The 18,215-nt window shown below is 57.9% G+C and carries 15 protein-coding genes; 12 read left to right on the top strand and 3 right to left on the bottom strand.

Translation table 11 applies throughout. The features are described 5' to 3' along the window. The first annotated feature begins 14 nt into the window (after positions 1 to 14). The 8 genes from BVL55_RS13800 to BVL55_RS13765 all read left to right on the top strand — a co-directional run bounded on the left by BVL55_RS13800 (position 15) and on the right by BVL55_RS13765 (position 9,734). A complete protein-coding gene (locus BVL55_RS13800; RefSeq protein WP_075997392.1) occupies positions 15 to 710 on the top strand; it encodes a DUF1007 family protein in 696 nt (231 codons plus the stop codon). Continuing rightward, entirely contained in the window at positions 683 to 1,759 is a 1,077-nt protein-coding gene (locus BVL55_RS13795) for a nickel/cobalt transporter (protein WP_075997391.1), read from the top strand. Before BVL55_RS13800 ends, BVL55_RS13795 begins: the two co-directional genes overlap by 28 nt. A 246-nt stretch (positions 1,760 to 2,005) precedes the next feature. Further along, positions 2,006 to 3,100: a TRAP transporter substrate-binding protein gene (locus tag BVL55_RS13790; protein WP_075997390.1), complete on the top strand. Its 1,095-nt coding sequence runs from the start codon at positions 2,006 to 2,008 to the stop codon at positions 3,098 to 3,100. A 104-nt stretch (positions 3,101 to 3,204) separates the two neighbouring features. Further along, positions 3,205 to 4,224 carry a TRAP transporter small permease subunit gene (locus tag BVL55_RS13785; RefSeq protein ID WP_075997389.1) on the top strand — a complete coding sequence of 340 codons (1,020 nt, stop codon included), beginning with the start codon at positions 3,205 to 3,207 and terminating at the stop codon, positions 4,222 to 4,224. A gap of 11 nt (positions 4,225 to 4,235) precedes the next feature. After that, complete coding sequence (locus BVL55_RS13780) at positions 4,236 to 6,890, top strand: SLC13 family permease (RefSeq protein ID WP_075997388.1); 2,655 nt, start codon at positions 4,236 to 4,238, stop codon at positions 6,888 to 6,890. A gap of 90 nt (positions 6,891 to 6,980) precedes the next feature. Beyond that, a complete protein-coding gene (gene hemH / locus BVL55_RS13775; protein ID WP_075997387.1) occupies positions 6,981 to 8,063 on the top strand; it encodes a ferrochelatase in 1,083 nt (360 codons plus the stop codon). A 148-nt stretch (positions 8,064 to 8,211) separates the two neighbouring features. Next, positions 8,212 to 9,267, top strand: a complete 1,056-nt coding sequence (locus tag BVL55_RS13770; RefSeq protein ID WP_075997386.1) for an SPFH domain-containing protein — start codon at positions 8,212 to 8,214, stop codon at positions 9,265 to 9,267. Further along, positions 9,264 to 9,734: an NfeD family protein gene (locus BVL55_RS13765; protein ID WP_075997385.1), complete on the top strand. Its 471-nt coding sequence runs from the start codon at positions 9,264 to 9,266 to the stop codon at positions 9,732 to 9,734. Before BVL55_RS13770 ends, BVL55_RS13765 begins: the two co-directional genes overlap by 4 nt. A 3-nt stretch (positions 9,735 to 9,737) precedes the next feature. Here the strand turns inward: BVL55_RS13765 and galE are convergent, their stop codons facing one another. After that, complete coding sequence (gene galE / locus BVL55_RS13760) at positions 9,738 to 10,733, bottom strand: UDP-glucose 4-epimerase GalE (RefSeq protein ID WP_075997384.1); 996 nt, start codon at positions 10,731 to 10,733, stop codon at positions 9,738 to 9,740. Between the two features lie 163 nt (positions 10,734 to 10,896). On the opposite strand from galE, the gene galU reads away from it, so the two are divergent. Further along, on the top strand, positions 10,897 to 11,799 hold the full coding sequence (gene galU / locus BVL55_RS13755) for a UTP--glucose-1-phosphate uridylyltransferase GalU (protein ID WP_075997383.1): 903 nt from the start codon (positions 10,897 to 10,899) through the stop codon (positions 11,797 to 11,799). 13 nt (positions 11,800 to 11,812) lie between these two features. Here galU and BVL55_RS13750 read toward each other — a convergent pair whose 3' ends face one another. Next, positions 11,813 to 13,444: an outer membrane beta-barrel protein gene (locus BVL55_RS13750; protein WP_075997382.1), complete on the bottom strand. Its 1,632-nt coding sequence runs from the start codon at positions 13,442 to 13,444 to the stop codon at positions 11,813 to 11,815. Between the two features lie 165 nt (positions 13,445 to 13,609). Here BVL55_RS13750 and BVL55_RS13745 point away from each other — a divergent pair, with 165 nt between their 5' ends. From BVL55_RS13745 to BVL55_RS13735, 3 genes are all read left to right on the top strand, one after another. Next, positions 13,610 to 14,590, top strand: coding sequence for a KpsF/GutQ family sugar-phosphate isomerase (locus tag BVL55_RS13745; RefSeq protein ID WP_156892557.1), 981 nt, complete (start codon positions 13,610 to 13,612; stop codon positions 14,588 to 14,590). A gap of 108 nt (positions 14,591 to 14,698) precedes the next feature. Beyond that, positions 14,699 to 15,928 (top strand): lytic murein transglycosylase, encoded by a 1,230-nt coding sequence (locus BVL55_RS13740; RefSeq protein WP_075997380.1) that lies wholly within the window; start codon positions 14,699 to 14,701, stop codon positions 15,926 to 15,928. 128 nt (positions 15,929 to 16,056) lie between these two features. After that, on the top strand, positions 16,057 to 17,430 hold the full coding sequence (locus BVL55_RS13735; RefSeq protein WP_075997379.1) for an SGNH/GDSL hydrolase family protein: 1,374 nt from the start codon (positions 16,057 to 16,059) through the stop codon (positions 17,428 to 17,430). 128 nt (positions 17,431 to 17,558) lie between these two features. Here BVL55_RS13735 and BVL55_RS13730 read toward each other — a convergent pair whose 3' ends face one another. Continuing rightward, positions 17,559 to 18,023, bottom strand: a complete 465-nt coding sequence (locus tag BVL55_RS13730) for an Hsp20 family protein (protein ID WP_075997378.1) — start codon at positions 18,021 to 18,023, stop codon at positions 17,559 to 17,561. Positions 18,024 to 18,215: the final 192 nt, after the last annotated feature.

Below are 18,215 nucleotides of genomic sequence, written 5' to 3'. Positions count from 1 at the left end.
GCGAGGTGATGATAATGAGCACTCCTCTGCTGCAACAGACCGGACCGTTGACGGTTAGATCAACCCTGATCGCAGGGCTGGCTGCAAGTCTTTTACTTTCTTCGGGAATGCCCGGCGCGGCGCATCCCCATGTTTGGATCGAGGCCAATCTGGAAGTGGTGCGCAACGAAAAGGGCGAAGCGACCGAAATCCGCCATGTGTGGCGGTTCGACGAGATTTTTTCTTCCTCGCTGGTGCTCGACTTTGACGACAATGGCAATGGCGAGCTTGATCCGGAAGAACTTGAGACCATCGGCAAAGAGACCAGGATCTCGCTGGCTGAATACAATTTCTACACCGAGATACGCAGCGGCAGCAAAGTCATCGATTTTTTCGAGCCGGAACCCTACATCGTCGACTACAAGAACGGCCAGCTGATGATGATCATGGCAATGGAACTGACCGAACCGCAACCGATGGGCGCAGAAGGCTTCAAGGTGGCGGTGTCCGACCCTACCTATTATGTGGCGGTGGAACTGCCGGACCCCACGGCGGTCATTGTGTCAGGCAACGGAAAGTCCTGCACCTCCCAAATCGTCGTGCCGGATTGGGATGCACTTTATGCCCGCGATGCCGATCGCCTTGCCGACCTGTTCACCGCAGGCCCCGATGAAAAGATCGATGCCAGCGAAGATTACCTGACATGGGTGGAATTCAGTTGCCCTGCCTGACACCGCCGCGCCGCCTTCCTGCTCTGATGTTGCTGGCAATGCTGGCGCTGGCTGCCACAATAATGCTGCCGGAGACGGCAAGCGCCCAGAACTCCCTGGGAGTGGGGCAGGCGGAACAGGCGATCAAGCCGCAAGGGCCGTTCGCGGGCATTCTGTTCTGGATCCAGCAGCAGCAGAAAGCCTTCTACAAGGCCATGACCGAGGCGCTGAAGGTTATCCGTTCGGGTGATGGGGGCATGTGGGTTCTCATCGGGCTGAGTTTTGCCTATGGCATCCTTCACGCTGCCGGGCCGGGGCATGGCAAGGTGGTGATTTCATCCTACATGGTGGCAAACGAGGTTCAGCTGCGCCGGGGTGTTATGCTGTCCTTTGCCTCCTCCGCCATGCAGGCGCTGGTGGCCATCGCGGCCATCGGCTCGATTGTGCTGTTTCTGCGCGGGCTGGGCCTTCGGCAGGCAGACCTTGCGCGCAACCTCGAAATTGCCAGCTATGCAGGCGTGATGCTGCTGGGCACCTGGCTGTTGTGGCGCAAGGTATTTGCGCGGCAGCAGGTACAACCGGTTGCAGCTGCCGCAGCCGGCAAAGGCGCACCGCATACTCGCCACCATGCTCACGGCCACAACGGTGCTGGCGCCCATCACCACAGTCATCACAACGATCATGATCACGATCATGCCTGCCCGCAATGTGGCCATGCTCATATGCCTGCCCCCTCCATGCTTGGAGGAGACATGGGCCTGAAGGAAGCGTGGACTGCGGTGTTTGCGGTTGGCTTGCGGCCATGTACCGGTGCACTGATCGTGTTGACGTTTTCCTTTCTCAACGGGTTGTATCTCGCCGGCATTCTTTCAGCTTTCGCCATGGCGATGGGCACGGCGATCACCGTTTCGGCAATTGCGGTAATCGCGGTCACTGCCAAAAATGCCGCCTTGCGGCTGAGTTCCGCCAGTAAAATGCGCGATGGTATCTACCGGGCAATTGAAATTGGCGGCGCTGCGCTGATCTTTGTCATGGGGCTGACACTTCTGGCTGCAGCGCTTTATGCGTGATGGAGAAGGCCCTACGGGCAGCTGTTTCACCTAATTGCACAACAATCAGGCAAGGTGCCTGTTTGACAGGCAGCAAAACCGCCGATGGCGGCATTTCTTTTGCCGGAAAGCCGTGCGGCACTTGCACCGCCCAAGAATTTGTACTGTATTGCAAGCCACGCGGGCCGGTTCGGGAGGAAGCGACAAGCCCGGGTCCGGTCGGGCACGAATTTTTTATTCCCGCAAGTATCCAAGGAGGAAAACTATATGGATCGTCGTTCGTTTATCAAGAAAGCCGGTTTGGTCGGTGGTGGTGCGGCAGCATCGACACTAGCTGCACCCGCAGTGGCGCAGAGCAAGAAGGAAATGGTCATCGTTTCCACATGGCCGCGCGACTTTCCCGGTCTGGGAATTTCCGCACAGCGCCTTGCAGAGCGCATCACGGAACTGACCCAGGGCGCAATCACCACCCAGTATTTTGCTGCCGGTGAGCGTGTTGGCGCGCTGGATGTCTTCGACGAAGTGGCCTCCGGCAACTCGCAGGCCTATATCGGCGCCGACTATTACTGGACCGGCAAGCATCCTGCCCTGGCCTATTTCACGGCTGTTCCTTTCGGCATGACCTTTGCCGAGTGGAATGCCTGGGTTCTTTATGGCGGCGGCATGGCGCTTTGGGAAAAGGTTCAGGACCAGTTCGGCCTGCAGCCGCTTCCGGCCGGCAATACCGGCACCCAGGCCGGTGGCTGGTTCAACAAGGAAATCAACTCCGCCGACGACCTGAAGGGTCTGAAGATGCGTATTCCGGGCCTTGGCGGCCAGGTCATGGCAAAACTCGGCGCTTCCACCATTTCGGTGCCCGGCGGCCAGATTTACGAGAACCTCGTTTCCGGTACGATCGATGCAACGGAGTGGGTTGGTCCATACAATGACTACTTCATGAAGTTCTATGAAGCCGCAAAATACTACTATACCGGCGGCATGCACGAGCCGGGTTCTGCACTTTCGCTGACTTCGAACAAGTCGTGGTGGAGCAGCCTGAGCGACTGGGAGCGTTCCTGCATCACGGCGGCGGCGCTTGAGGAAAACACCAACGCTTATTTCGAGAACATGGCGCTCAACGGTGAATACCTGAAGAAACTGGTCGACGAGCAGGGTATCGAAGTGCGTTCGTTCAACGAAGACGTCTGGGATGCCTTCGGGGAAGCGGCTTCGGAAGTGTTTGCCGAAACGCGCGACCACTCGCCGCTGGCTGCTGAAGTCGATGATGCCGCGCAGGCGAAACTGCGCGAAATCGGCACCGGTATCGCGCTGTTCGAGGGACAGTTCGTGAACCAGCGCAACCGCGTGCTTGGCATCGGTTAATTGTACGGGAAACCGTAACAGCAAATAAGAGCGGGACTTCGGTTCCGCTCTTTTCCTGTATTGCGGCCTTGGGAGGGGCTGCCGGAAACCGGCAGGGAAGGTTGATGACGGGCAACGAAGAACAGCAAGCAAACCATCTGCAGAACGCTATTGAAAAGGAAGGCGACAGGGCTTTCCTCAGCCGTATATTCGGCTGGTCGATGCTGGGCCTGCTGGTGGCGTTTCTGATCAACAACGTATTGGATGTCGGGTACGATTATCCCGGAGTTTTCGCAGCTTTCGGTGAAGCTGCCAGCGCTGCCGCGTGGTTGCAGGTTGCCATCTGCCTCCTCGGTATTGCGGCAGCCGTTGCCCTTGTCATGGCGTATCCGCGCCGGTCGTTGCGCTATGAGGCGCATCTCATTCATTCCTTCAACGTCTATTTCATCCGCGCGCTTTACTGGTCGGTGTTTCTGGTCGGCGTGGTGGATGCCACGCTTTCCTTCATGCGGGTCGAGTCGTTTATCGAGCCGCTGATGGGGGAAGCCGCAGCGCGCAATCTGGCCCGCGCAAACTGGATTGGTACCTGGATTCACATGCCCCTGATCGTGCTCGGCTTTATCATTGCCTATTTTACCCGGACACTGGGTTTTGTCTGGCTGGCCCTGCTGATCGTTGTCGCTGAACTGCTGATCGTGATTTCACGGTTCGTCTTCTCCTATGAACAGGCCCTGATGGGCGATCTGGTTCGCTATTGGTATGCAGCGTTGTTCCTGTTTGCATCCGCCTACACGCTGTTTGACGAGGGGCATGTGCGTGTCGACATTCTCTATGCCTCCTTCCAGCGAAGCAAAAAAGGCGTCATCAACGCCATTGGCACCATTCTTCTGGGCATTACCACCTGCTGGGTCATTGTGGGGATCAGTTTCAACGGCAAGCAATCCATTGTGAATGCGCCGGTGATGAATTTCGAAGTATCCCAGGCTGGCCCCTTCGGCATGTTTACCAAATACCAGATGGCCGCTTTCATTGCCCTTTTCGGCATTACGATGCTGATCCAGTTTGTCAGCTATTTCTTCGATGCAGTGGCCGACAAGCGGGGCGAACCCGGTCACCGTGACGTCGATACGTCTGCGGCGCATTAGGGGGCAGGATCATGGAACTGTATTTTCTCGCACTGCTGATCCTGATCATGGCGGCGGCCCTTGGGTCCGGCTATCCTGTCGCCTTCGCGCTGCCGGGCGCTGCGATCATCACGATCTTTGCCGCTGCCGTCAGCGGCTGGCTGTTTGCCGGCAATACCGATGCCTTCTTCCATAGCGGCGGACCGCAGCAATGGCTGTCTGCAGGGGTTACCAACCTGCGAGGGGTCTATTGGGAGGTTGAACGCGATACGCTGATCGCCATTCCACTGTTCATTTTCATGGGGATCACGCTGCAGCGTTCGAAGATTGCTGAGGACCTGCTTGTCACCATGGCGCAGCTTTTCGGCCCGGTCCCTGGCGGGCTGGGAATCTCCGTTGTTTTTGTCGGGGCACTGCTTGCTGCCACGACCGGCATTGTCGGCGCGACCGTTGTCGCCATGGGCCTGATTTCGCTTCCGGCCATGCTGCGCAACAAGTATTCGCCTTCGCTGGCGACCGGAACGATCGCGGCCTCCGGAACGCTGGGGCAGATCATTCCACCCTCGATCGTGCTGATCATCCTGGCAGACCAGCTGGCTTCGGCGGTTGATCAGGCAAGCACTGCCCGCAAGGCGCTTTACAAGGATACGACCGGCGAACTGACCATGCCATCGGCTTTCGATGTCGTATCCACCAGCGCTGGCGAGATGTTCCTGGGAGCGTTCGTGCCGGGTCTGCTGCTGGTGCTGCTCTACATGATCTACATTCTGGTCTATGCCCTGTTGCGGCCTACGGCGGCACCTGCCGTTCACTATGCCGGCAAGTTCGACTTCGCCTTCTGGCGGAAGGTTTTTTTGACCCTGGTGCCGCCCTTGACGCTGATCTTTCTGGTTCTGGGATCGATCATCGCCGGCATCGCCACCGTCAATCAGGCAGGCGCCATTGGCGCTGCCGGAGCCATGGTCATGGCCGGCTACCGGCTTGGCGACTACGGCCGCTGGACCTTCGTTCCGGCCATCCTTTCACTGATCGGTCTCGGCATTCTTGCCTTTGCTATTTCAAACTTCGAGATGAACCTGAAATCGATTGACAACACCCATGACTGGATCGGCATTCAGCTCGGCATCCTGGGTACAATCATCCTTTCAGCGGCGTTGATATGGAGCGGATGGCGGACCATGCGGGTCGAAGAAACGCTCAACGGCATCATGCTGGAGACCGCCAAGACGACCGCGCTGGTATTCGTCATTCTGCTTGGTGCAGCGATGCTTACGGCCGCCTTCCGCGCCTTTGGCGGAGAAGACCTGGTGCGCGATTTCCTCAATTCGCTGCCGGGCGGGTTCTGGGCGAAGTTCATCATCGTCATGGCAGTGATTTTCGTACTCGGCTTTTTCCTGGACTTCATCGAGATCGCAGTGGTGGTCGTGCCGATCGTTGCGCCCATTTTGCTTGCCGACCCCTCAGCCAACGTAACGGCGGTGTGGCTCGGCGTGATGATCGGTCTCAACATCCAAACCTCTTTCCTTACACCGCCATTCGGGTTTGCCCTGTTCTATCTGCGTGGCGTGGCGCCTGCGGTGGTCAAGACGATCCAGATGTACAAGGGCGTTGTTGCCTTCATCCTGCTGCAGTTGCTGGCGCTGTTCATTGTTGGGCTATACCCGCAAATGGTGAACTACCTGCCAAACCGGGTTTCGCTTTTGTCGGAGACGGCACCGCCGCCGCGCAATCCGAAGCTGCAATATTGCCTGGAAGAATACGTGGCAGAACAATTTGCCGCCAATGGCACGCAATTGCAGGCGGCTCATGAAACAGCGCGCAACATTGATCTTTCCTTCCTGCCGGGTGACCTGGCCAGCAGCTTTGCCGAAGGCGTGGACAAGGCGTCCAACGCCCAGGCCCTGCTGGGTGAAGCACAAACTGCCCGGCAGGCGATCAATGATGCCTCGCCGCAATACCGGGTCCTTCATACCAAGGTGCGCGATCTGCAAACCGTCATGCGGGGCATTGATTCGCATATCGCCGAGCTGAGAGCAGATGTGAACCGGCTGCCTGGTGACGCCAATGCTGAAGCGCGTGAAAAGCGGCTTGCCGAAATCGAAAAACTCGAGGCCGAGAAGGAAGGCCTGCAGGCACAAATTCCCGCCGAATGGGACAGCACATTCAAGACGTACAATGATCTGGTGAAAGCGGAGGAGAAGGCGCTGAACACCTACCGCCGCAACTCCGATTCCGCCTATGGCGAAATTTCCGAGGTTGTCGCCACGCTGAAGGGCAGTGCGCGCTTCCTGGAGCTTGAAGACGGGCTGCGGACGCAAGCTGGCCGTATTGGCAATGAGGATGCCGAATCCCTGGCAGCGGAGATCGACGTGCTGGCTGACGAGTTTGGCGAAGTGGAAGGCGCCTCGAAGATACGCTCCGAGGTTTCCAAGGCCCGCCGTGCGCTGGAAGCCAAAACGCCTGATCCTGACAAGGCTGCAACCGCCATGGCGAATGCAATCGACCTTTATGAAGAGCAGAAGGCGTGGCGTGAGAAGGCGGGTTCCGTCCTGCCAGATCTGGAAACATATGACGCAACAATCCGCAATACGATCGGCGCTCGTGTCCAGGATCGCATGCCCAGGGATGTTGCCCTGTTTGTTGCCAGCTGCAGCGCCGACCACCGGGATATTTCGCTCAACTTCTGACGGATATTGCTGTGGAGTGTCCCTGGCTGCTTGACGTTTTCGGGCGGAACCCTAGAACCATTCCAGACTGACTGCAGAGGTTTCCGGTTCATGAACGCTTCCCTCAAAAGCGGGAAAGCAGGCGACAAAGCTGCTGGCGGCTATCGCCGGCTGGGTCCGCTTCCTGAAAATCATCCACCCGTCAAAACCGGCAAGGTTGGTGTATTGCTGGTCAATCTCGGTACGCCCGATGGCCATGACAAGAAGAACATGCGCAAATATCTGGAAGAGTTCCTTACCGATGCGCGGGTGATCGAATGGCCCAAACTGCTGTGGTATCCGGTCCTGTACGGAATTGTGCTCAATACGCGGCCGAAGAAGTCCGGTGCAGCCTATGAAACGATCTGGAACCGGGAACTCGATGAATCGCCACTGCGCACCATAACCCGGTCGCAAAGCGAGAAGCTGGCAGCAATGCTTGCAAAACATGAGGAAGTCATTGTCGATTGGGGCATGCGATACGGCAATCCGTCGATCGCTTCGCGGCTGGAAGCTCTGCGGGCGCAGGGTTGCGAGCGCATTGTTGTGTTTCCGCTCTATCCCCAATACAGCGCCGCGACCACGGCAACGGTCAACGACAAGGCATTCGAATATCTGATGCAGCAGCGCTGGATGCCGGCAGTGCGGACCGTACCGCCTTATCACGATGATCCCGTCTATATCGATGCGCTGGCGGTTTCCATCGAACAGCATCTGGCCAAGCTCGGCTTTGAGCCGGAAAAGGTCATTGCATCCTATCACGGCATTCCGGTCAGTTATTTCAACAAGGGTGATCCCTATCACTGCCATTGCCAGAAGACTTCCCGTCTGCTTGCCGAGCGGCTGGGCTGGAAGGAAGGGCGCCTGCTAACCTGTTTCCAGTCACGATTCGGTCCGGAGGAATGGCTGCAGCCTTATACGGATGAAACCATCGGACACCTGGCAAAGGAAGGTGTGAAAAACCTTGCCGTATTCAATCCGGGCTTCGTGGCGGACTGTCTGGAAACGCTGGAAGAGATTGCCGGAGAGGGAGAGGAGATCTTCCACGAAAATGGCGGGGTAAACTTCACGCATATTCCCTGTCTCAACGACAGTGCGGGAGGCATGAAAGTCCTGGAGACGATGGTACGGCGTGAGCTGTCCGGCTGGATTTGAGCCAGGCTGACCGTCCTGGCGAAGGCTGGCTCCGCCGCCCGGTTTTCTTTGTAAAGACCGGGCGAAAATCCTATATATGGAGCATAAGCTTTTGTCCTGCGGTGCCTTTTGATTTCATAACAAGGCCCGCACCATCGGAGGAATTTACATGCCGGAACTGTTGGGTTTTGACCTGTGGGTGATTGCCGCTGCCATCGTCCTCATCATCATTCTGATTGCCGGCGTAAAGCAGGTGCCACAGGGCTACAACTACACCGTGGAGCGTTTTGGGCGTTTCGTGCGCACGCTGAAGCCCGGCCTCAATCTCATTGTTCCCGTTGTCGACCGGGTCGGGGCAAAAATGAACATGATGGAGCAGGTGCTCGACGTGCCGACCCAGGAGGTCATTACCCGGGACAACGCCACCGTCAGCGCAGACGGGGTTGCCTTCTATCAGGTGCTTGATGCGGCTCGCGCGGCCTATGAGGTGCGCGGGCTTGAGAATGCCATTCTAAACCTGACGATGACCAATATCCGCTCGGTCATGGGCTCCATGGACCTCGACGAACTTCTCTCCAAGCGGGACGAGATCAATGAACGGTTGCTGCGGGTGGTCGATGAAGCGGCATCTCCCTGGGGTGTGAAGATGACCCGCATCGAGATCAAGGACATCAACCCGCCGGATGATATTGTCCAGGCGATGGGCCGGCAGATGAAGGCTGAACGCGACAAGCGGGCCAACATTCTCGACGCGGAAGGCCTGCGCCAGTCGGAGATTTTGCAGGCGGAAGGCGAAAAGCAGTCGCAAATCCTCAAGGCCGAAGGCGAAAAGGAAGCGGCATTTCGCGAAGCCGAGGCGCGTGAACGGCTTGCCGAAGCCGAGGCAAAGGCAACCACAATGGTGTCTGAAGCCATCGCCAAGGGGGATGTTCAGGCAATCAACTACTTTGTTGCCCAGAAATATGTGGAGGCGCTCGGCAATATTGCCACCGCCGGCAACCAGAAGGTTCTGATGCTGCCGATGGAAGCATCCAGCCTGTTGGGTGCGCTTGGCGGCATCGGCGAAATCTCCAAGGAGGTTTTCGGCAATGGCGGCAGTGAAGGCGGTGGAAGCACCAAGCCTGCAAGGGGCAAGCAAAGCACCGTGAGTGCGGCCAACCCGGCAGAGAAGACTTCGCAGCCGGTCCAGCCCTGGGGCTCCGGTGATGAGGGAGCCACGGAATGATTGTTGAACTGGTCCGTGATCTTGGCGGCTGGTCGTGGTGGGTTCTGGGCGCGATCCTGATAGGGATTGAAGTGCTGGCGCCTGGCACGTTTTTCCTGTGGCTTGGGCTTGCAGCCTTCGCAGTCGGTGCCGTCAGTCTCATCGTTGGTCCTGAAGCCGGCTTCTGGGCATGGCAGGTTCAGTTGATGGCTTTTGCCATCCTGTCGCTGGTTTTCGCCTTTGCAGGCCGTTCGCTGATGCGCCGCAAGGACTGGGACCGAAGCGAAGCGCCCGATCTTAATGAGCGTGGAAAGCAGCTTGTCGGTTCCATGGCGGTACTGACCCAGCCGATCGCCGGCGGGCGCGGACGGGCCAAGATCGGCGACACCACCTGGCGCGTCACCGGCCCCGATCTGCCGCAGGGGGCAAAAGTGAAGGTGGTTGGCGCTAATGCTGAAACACTGGAAGTGGAAGCTGCCGGGAAATAGACCTCAGGCAGATTTGCGGCGGCTGTCCAGCGCGTTTTCCCAGGCGAGCGCATCGGAGATGATCTTGTCGAGATCGTCATGGGCAGGTTTCCAGGAAAGCCGCGACATCAGCCGGTGGGCGTTTGCCGTCAGCGATGGAATGTCGCCCGGCCGTCTATCTTCGTAGACCACTGGAAAATCATTGCCGCTGATGCGTTTGACCGCATCGACTACCTGTTTGACCGAATAGCCTTTCGAATAGCCGCAATTGGCGGTGAACTTGAGCCCGCCCTGACGAAGAAAGTTCAGTGCGGCGTAGTGGGCGTTCACCAGATCGCTGACATGGATGAAGTCGCGAATACAGGTGCCGTCGGGCGTGTCGTAATCATCACCGTAGATCGACATTGACGGGTGACGGCCCAGGGCCGTTTCACATGCGATTTTGATAAGATGGGTTGCGCCCTTGGTGGCCTGGCCCGTGCGCTGCATGGGGTCACAGCCGGCAACGTTGAAATAACGCAGCATGACATAGCGAAGATTACTGACCAGCGCGGTGTCGCGCACCATGATCTCCGTCATCAGCTTGGAGGATCCGTAAGGCGACATCGGGTTGAGCATGGCATCCTCGCGGATCGGCCCGGTGGTCAGCGGTTCGCCGTATACCGCGGCAGTGGAGGAAAAGATGAACTTGTCGATGCCGTTCTTCACCACCGCTTCCAGCAGGTTGCGGGAGTTGGCGGTATTGTTGTCGTAATATTTGAGCGGGTTTTCCATCGATTCGGGCACAACGACCGAACCGGCAAAATGAATGACCGCTTCCACGTCATGGTCGCGAATTACCTTGTCGACGAGATCGATGTTTCCCACATTGCCCACGACCAGCTTGGCACGGTCTGGAACCGCCCAATCAAAGCCGGTTGTCAGATTGTCGAGAACCACGACGTCTTCACCATGGTCGAGCAGTTCCCATACCATGTGACTGCCGATATAACCGGCTCCGCCGGTGACCAGAACTGACATGCTACAACCTTCCCGTTGACGGTTTGTTTCAGCTTTATGGGAGAAGATAGCGTGAAAGGTTTAGAGCTCTGCGAATTGTACCGCGCCAATTAGAGCAAGCGCATTAGGAAAACGTTAAGGAATTCCGGCAAAACCGGTACGTTACGCAACGACAGGATATGCGATGACCCACACTCCAAAACCCGTCCGCAAGGCGGTTTTTCCGGTGGCAGGCCTTGGAACACGGTTTCTGCCTGCGACGAAAGCGGTACCCAAAGAGATGCTGACAGTCGTGGACAAGCCGGTCATCCAGTATGTGGTGGATGAGGCGCGCGAAGCGGGAATTGAACATTTTGTCTTCGTTACCGGGCGCAACAAGGGAGTGATTGAGGATCACTTCGACCTGCAGGTTGAACTCGAACACACGCTGCGGGAACGGGGCAAGAAAGATGCGCTGGATGTTCTGGCTGCCGCATTGCCCCAGCCGGGACAGACAAGTTTTACCCGCCAGCAGGCGCCGCTCGGTCTGGGACATGCTGTGTGGTGTGCCCGCGATATTGTCGGTGATGAACCGTTTGCCCTGCTGTTGCCGGACATGATCATGCAGGATGAACGCGGCTGTATGAGCCGGATGATGGAAGTCTACCGGGAAACCGGCGGCAACATCATATCCACCGAGGAAGTGGCGTGGGAGGAGACCCACAAATACGGCGTTGTGGAAAAGGGTGATGCGGTCGCCGGCGGGTTCAAGATTACCGGCATGGTGGAAAAACCGCCCCAGGGCAGTGCTCCCTCCAACCTGTTCATCAATGGCCGCTATATTCTTCAGCCCGAGATATTCTCCATTCTGGAAAATCAGGCATCGGGTGCGGGCGGGGAAATCCAGCTGACCGATGCCATGCTCACGCTGGCACAAAGCCAGGATTTTCACGGTTTCACCTTTACCGGGCGAACCTTTGACTGCGGTTCCAAGGAAGGTTTTATCAAGGCCAATCTGGCCTACGCCATGTGGGACCGCAACATGGCAGCGTCGCTTGGGCCGGAACTGCGCCAATTGCTCGACGCCATCAAACCGGCGGGCAGTTGAACCTTGTATTGGCTCAGCGCTGCAGGCGGATACCGGCGCGCACGGCGGTGGCCTCATATGTAAGGGACGAACTCTCGCTCTGCTGGTTGGTGTGTTCTACCGAACCGGTAATAGCGATAAAGCGGTTTAGCCAATAGCTGAAACCTGCACCGGCCGTCCACAAGGTCTGCGTTGCATCGCCATTGTCCGGTGCGGTGTGCTGCACGCCCCCATTGGCGGTAAGGGTGAGGCGATCATTGGCGCGGCGCTCGATCTCAATGTTGGCGCCGCGGATCACCGAGCCGTTGTCGCCGGCGGTGGTAGCCCCCGAGAAAGAGGTGTTTGCCGACAGGGATACTGTCGTGTCGCGGTAGGGAGACCAGGAAAGGCTGCCATCCAGCGTGAGTGCTTCCAGATTGGCAAGGTCCGGGTCCGCGTAATCCTCAACGCGATAGCCTGCGCTTACTTCGCCGGTCAGTTTTTCACCGATATCCAGTTCCACCCCGCCGCGTGCAGCAAGGATGGTGCTGTTGCGGTCATCGCCATTGCGATCCACTTCCTCATCGTAACGGCGAATGCCGCCTTCCACCTCGACAAAGGGTGTGAGTGCCGGGGTAGCCTCATATCCTGCCCGTGCGGTTGCGGTGTACAGCGTGTTGTTGCGATCATCCTGCGAGGCGGTGCTGCCGTCTTCCAGCTCGATGCGTTCATGGTCACTGCGCTGGGCAAGGCCACGCAGGGAAAACTGCAGTTTGCGGTCTGTACGGCTTATGGAGGCAGTCGCGGTGGTGGTGTGAAATCCGGTGCGTGACGCGGCAGGAGCGGTGATTGCGGTGCTGGAAGCTGATTCGGTGTCATATTCATAGGCAAGACGCGTATTGGTCTGCCAGCCATCGACCAGGTCCAGAGTCAGTTCGCCGGAAAGGCTGGCTTCGGGAATGATTTCATCGCTGCCATCGTGGTTTTGCTGCACGGTACCATCGGCGTCGATGCGGGCAGCGTGGCGTGCCCAGTCCGATTGCAGGGAGAGGGAGACATCCGTGCGGGAGAACGCGCCTCCATCGCCGCCGGCCGCGCCATCGATGTTGTCTGAATAGCCGGCAGTTTGCTCCAGCGTGCCGAAGGCGCGCCAGGAGCCGATGCGCAAGCCGAGCGGTTCGAAAGGATCATCCCGGGTAACGGCTCCGGTGCCATCCTGTTCTTTTGGCTGGCGAATGTTGGAACGGCTGCTTGATGTCGTCGTGACCAGAGGGTCGACAATGGCAGGCTCTGGTTGAACACGCCGTGCACGCCCCTGTTCCTGACGGGGACGGGGGGCCGGTATTTCTTCCGCGCCTTCCAGATCAGAGGAGGAACCGGAAGTTTCCTGCCCATCGGCGGAAGTTTCGCTGGACGTTGAGAGTGAACCTGAAAAAACGGTTTGCTGGGAGCCACTGCCCGTGGTTCCCCTCAGCAGAATGGGTGCGGATGCCGGGCTGGTTATGCTGTCCGGCTGTTGTCGCGGGGTGATGGCGGTCTGTGCACTGGCGTGGGAGATACTCGCAACCAGCGCCAGGACGGCCAATCCGCCGGGGTAAAGGGCGCCGGAAACCGGCCACCCGGCCATGCGGCGGGCAGGCTGTATCCGGCGAGGTGCCGCCAGAAGATTTGGCAGGTCGGATTTCATGGGTATCCCGGCCGCATTGGAATCGTTACCAGACCGTAAAGGGCGACGGTTAACGCAAGGTTTCAAGCCGCGCCTTTTGTGCGGCAAAGTGCGCTTTCCCTGCCTGGCAAAAACCGGTAGAAAGCGCAGGCTTTCCGCCCGTCCGACATGATGGTTGCCAACCCGATGAACGCTGCTGAAGAAAATTCCGATATTGCATCCGCGATGCGAACGCTCCGCGTTCTCTCTGACGGGCTTGCCGCCCTGCCGCAATCGCTGGAAGGCCCGCTTGGGGCCGCATTCGTGAAAGCGGTGGAAGCCATACGGGCGATTGAGGGGCGGGTAATCGTTACCGGTGTTGGCAAAAGCGGGCATATCGGCGCGAAGATTGCAGCAACGCTCTCTTCGACCGGAACACCGGCCTATTTTGTTCATGCGGCAGAAGCAAACCATGGCGATCTCGGCATGATCACACGGAACGATGCCGTGCTGGCACTTTCGTGGTCCGGGGAAACCGTCGAGTTGAAAGGCGTATTGGCGTATGCGAAGCGGTTTTCCATCCCGGTGATTGCCGTTACCTGGAATGAACAGTCAGCGCTTGGCCGGGTTGCCGATATCTGCCTGACGCTGCCGAAACTTGAAGAGGCCTGTCCGCACGGCCTGGCTCCCACCACTTCGTCGGTATTGCAGCTTGCCCTGGGTGATGCGCTTGCCATCGCCCTGCTGGAAGGGCGGGGTTTTACGTCGTCGGATTTCAAGACATTTCATCCGGGCGGCTCGCTGGGGGCAAGCCTTACCATGGTGCGTGAAATCATGCATTCTGGCGATGCGCTGCCGCTTGCGACCCCCGATACCGGCATGGAAGAGGCCGTTGCGACGATTTCCCAGAAGCGCTTTGGCTGTGTGATCGTCGTTGATGAAGAGGGCAGGCTGGCCGGAATCGTTACCGATGGCGATCTTCGGCGAAACCTGACACAGGCCCTCAACACGCTGAAGGTGCGTGATATCATGACCGCCGATCCCGCTCAGGTGACGCCCGACACGCTGGCCAGCAGCGCCATTGCCGAACTGAATGCACGGGCCATCACCAGCCTGGTGGTTTGCGAGGACGACAAGCCGGTTGGCCTGGTCCATATGCATGATCTGCTGAGAATCGGCGTTGCCTGAGCGGCTACAGGCTGATTGCCATAATTTCTCCCTGCCGCTTGGTTAACCAAGTCTCAATAGGCAGGCGGTAGCTTTGCGATTCGTGTTTTTTGCGAACTGGAGCAAGCCATGGGCAAGGCCATGCAATTCATGAATACACTGAAAATCGGCCTCGCCGCGGCCGGCGTGTCCGCCATGCTGGCAGGTACAGCTTACGCCGATGCCGGCTTCCGGAAGTGGATTTCGGATTTTTATTCGGTTGCGGCGAAAAACGGCATTTCGCGCAACACCTATAATTCGGTGTTCGAGGGGGTTCGCCAGATCGACCCGCTGGTGCTGGAGCGCGCCAATTACCAGCCCGAATTTACTTCCAAGGTCTGGGATTATCTGGATGCAAGGGTAACCAAGTTCACCATTGCCGAAGGGCAGCGTCTGCGCCGCAAATACAAGCGCTGGTTTGATGTGATCGAAAAGCGTTTTGGTGTCGACCGCGACATTCTTCTGGCGATCTGGTCGATCGAGACCATCTATGGCGACTACCTTACCCGTCCCAACTCCACCCATCATATTGGCCAGGCGCTGGCGACGCTTGCCTACAAGGATCGCCGCCGCTCAAAATATGCGCGCACGCAATTGGTCTCCGCCCTGAAGATTGTCCAGAATGGCGATATTTCGGCCAAGGGGCTCAGGGGATCGTGGGCAGGCGCCATGGGGCACACCCAGTTCATTCCAACCAGCTATCAGGCCTGGGCGGTCGATATCGATGGTGACGGACGGCGCGATGTATGGAATTCGCCGCCCGATGCACTGGCATCGGCAGCCAATTTGCTGCGAAAAAACGGCTGGGTGAATGGTCAGACCTGGGGGTATGAGGTGGTTGTTCCCAAGGGATTTAACACCAAACTGGCCGGCCGGGACGGTTACAAGATCCGTGATTTTGAGAAAATGGGCGTCAAACGGGCCAATGGCCGCCCGTTCAGAAACCGCGGTTCCAAGGCTGTCTTGAAGTTTCCTGGCGGTACGAACGGGCCGGCATTCCTGATGATGCGCAATTTCTATGTGCTGAAACGCTATAACAACGCCGACAAATATGCGCTTGCCGTTGGTCATCTGGCCGATCGCATTGCGGGATACGGACCGATTATCCAGCAATGGCCGCGCGGCTATGTGCCCTTGAACGATGATGAGCGTTTCGAAGCGCAGAAACATCTCAAGCGGCTGGGATTTTATGACGGCGAGATTGACGGAAACATCGGTTCGGGGTCGCGGGCTGCAATCCGCGAATTCCAGGAGCGGGCCGGCATGAAGGCTGACGGCAATCCGTCGCGCAAACTGCTGAAACGCCTGCGAAAGAGCTGATCGCGCAGCCGGCGAATTGCGCGCCCGTTCGGGGCTGAGTGTCTTCAAATCGCCGCAGAGCGGTTCCATAGAAGCCTGCAATATTCTAGAATTGCGGCATTGCAGTGCTTTTTGGTAACCGGACCGGCATGAAAACTGTTCGCCGTATCATCATTGTGTTTCTGGTTGTGGCCGTGGCGGGGTTTGCCCTGCCTGAGTCAATGCCGTTTGGTGTTGACCAATCCTATGCCCAGCAGACAAAGGGCAAGCGCAAAAACCTGTTTGAACTGCTTTTCGGCAAGGCACTGAAACAGCAGCGTGAGCGCAAGAAGCGCGCTGCGGCCAAACGGGCGGCAAAACAGGCAAAGAAAAAGGTGAAGCAAAAAAACAGCAGTTCAACCACTGCTTCGCGCACCACGCGCAGAAAAACTGCCAGGAAGACCGCTGCTGCAGCGCCTGCCGTAAAGGTTGTTGAGAAGAATGAGGATGCTGCCAAGGTACTTGTCATTGGCGACTTCATGGCAGGCCAGCTGGCGCTGGGTCTTGAACAGATGTTTGCCGAAAACCCAGGACTGGTTACGGTCGATAAATCCGTGGCGCTTTCCGGCCTGGTGCGTGACGATGTTCAGAACTGGCCATCGGTTATCGGCGATCTCATCGAGGAAACCAAGCCGATTGTGGTGGTAACGCTGGTCGGCATGAACGATCGCCAGCAGATGAGAACCCAGGGCGGGCGCCTGGCGAAACTCAGTGATCCGTGGAAAGCCGAGTACAAACAGCGCGTCGATGGGCTGGCTGAAGCGGTGCGAAGCAAGCGCCTGCCGATGATATGGGTCGGTTTGCCGCCGGTTTCCAAGAACAGCATGAACGCCGATTATCTGGTGTTCAACGAATACTACCGGACTGCGGTCGAGTCGGCGGGCGGCGCCTTTGTGGATGTCTGGCAGGGCTTTGTGGACGAAGAAGGACGCTATGTGCGTTCAGGCCCCAACATCAACGGCCAGATCGTTTCGCTACGGCGTTCCGACGGCATTAACATGACGGCAAGCGGCTATGAGAAGCTCGCCTTTTTTACCGAGAAGGCGATCAAGCGCATGACCGGGTTCGGCAAGGACGCGCTGGTCAGTTCCCTCGTCTCGGTTGGCCTTCCCGATGGCTTTAAACAGGACCAGTATGACCCTGCCGGTACGGGCAAGACCGTGGTGATCGCGCTTGGCAACCCGGCGGCCGATGGCGCCAATGCGCTTGAGGGGGGCGAAGGGTTCCTCACGGCAAGCGATGCACGCCAGAGCACGAGTTTCGAACTGGTTGCCAAAGGGTTGGGTACGAGCCCGAAGGATGGGCGGATTGATTCTGCATGGGGCAAACCGTCGTTCAGCCTGCCAAAGGGAGAAACCCCCGAACCGGTGCTGGCAAATATTCGCGGGATCAGCCTCAAATCCTATCTTGATGAACCAGCTCCGGCTTTGGAAGGTGCCGTGGAACAGGGTGCAGAGACCGGCGGCGAACCCAAAACCAACTGATGCAACGCATGTAACGGTCGCCAGGAATAGCTTTTTCTGACGGGCAAACCGGCATTCGAAGATGGAATAACCCGCCTCTCGGGTGAGAAGCGGGTCCGGTTTGTGGTTACACTTGCCAGTGGGCAGGATCAGGCGTCGATCTGCTTGACCTTGCCGTTCTTGCCGTTTGCCTTGCTGATCGAAATGCGGCGCGGCTTCATGGCTTCCGGAAGCTCACGGATGAGATCGATGTGAAGCAACCCGTTTTCCAGGTTGGCCGACTTCACTTCCACATGCTCTGCAAGCTGGAAACGGCGTTCAAAGGTACGTGAGGCGATGCCCTGAAACAGGACTTCGCTTCCTCCGTTGCTTTCGCTCTCACTGCGCTCACCCTTTACGGTCAGGGTGTGCTCCTTGGCTTCGATGGTCAGATCATCTTCCCCAAAACCGGCAACGGCCATGGAGATGCGGTAAGCATTTTCGCCAGTCCGTTCGATGTTATAGGGAGGATAGGTCTGGGCGCTTTCGGCTGGCGACATGTTGTCCAGCATCGAAAACAGGCGGTCGAAACCGATCGTGGAACGATAAAGGGGTGCAAAGTCTACACTACGCATGGTTGTCCTCCTTGAAGCGACGTTTGCGTTATGGTTGTTCTTTCTGCCTCCGTTGCGCGGCAGGCAGAAAGCGGTTTACCGGCCCGTTTGGCGCCGGCAGGATTGATCTGGGTATTTCGTTTTCCAATTTCAAGGGGGCGGTGAAGCCCGGATTTTCAGGCGAAATCGGCGGATTTGAACAAAAGTACGGCC

Source organism: Salaquimonas pukyongi (assembly GCF_001953055.1).
GTDB classification, from domain to species: Bacteria; Pseudomonadota; Alphaproteobacteria; order Rhizobiales; family Rhizobiaceae; genus Salaquimonas; species Salaquimonas pukyongi.
This window is presented reverse-complemented; position numbering and strand designations above follow the sequence as displayed.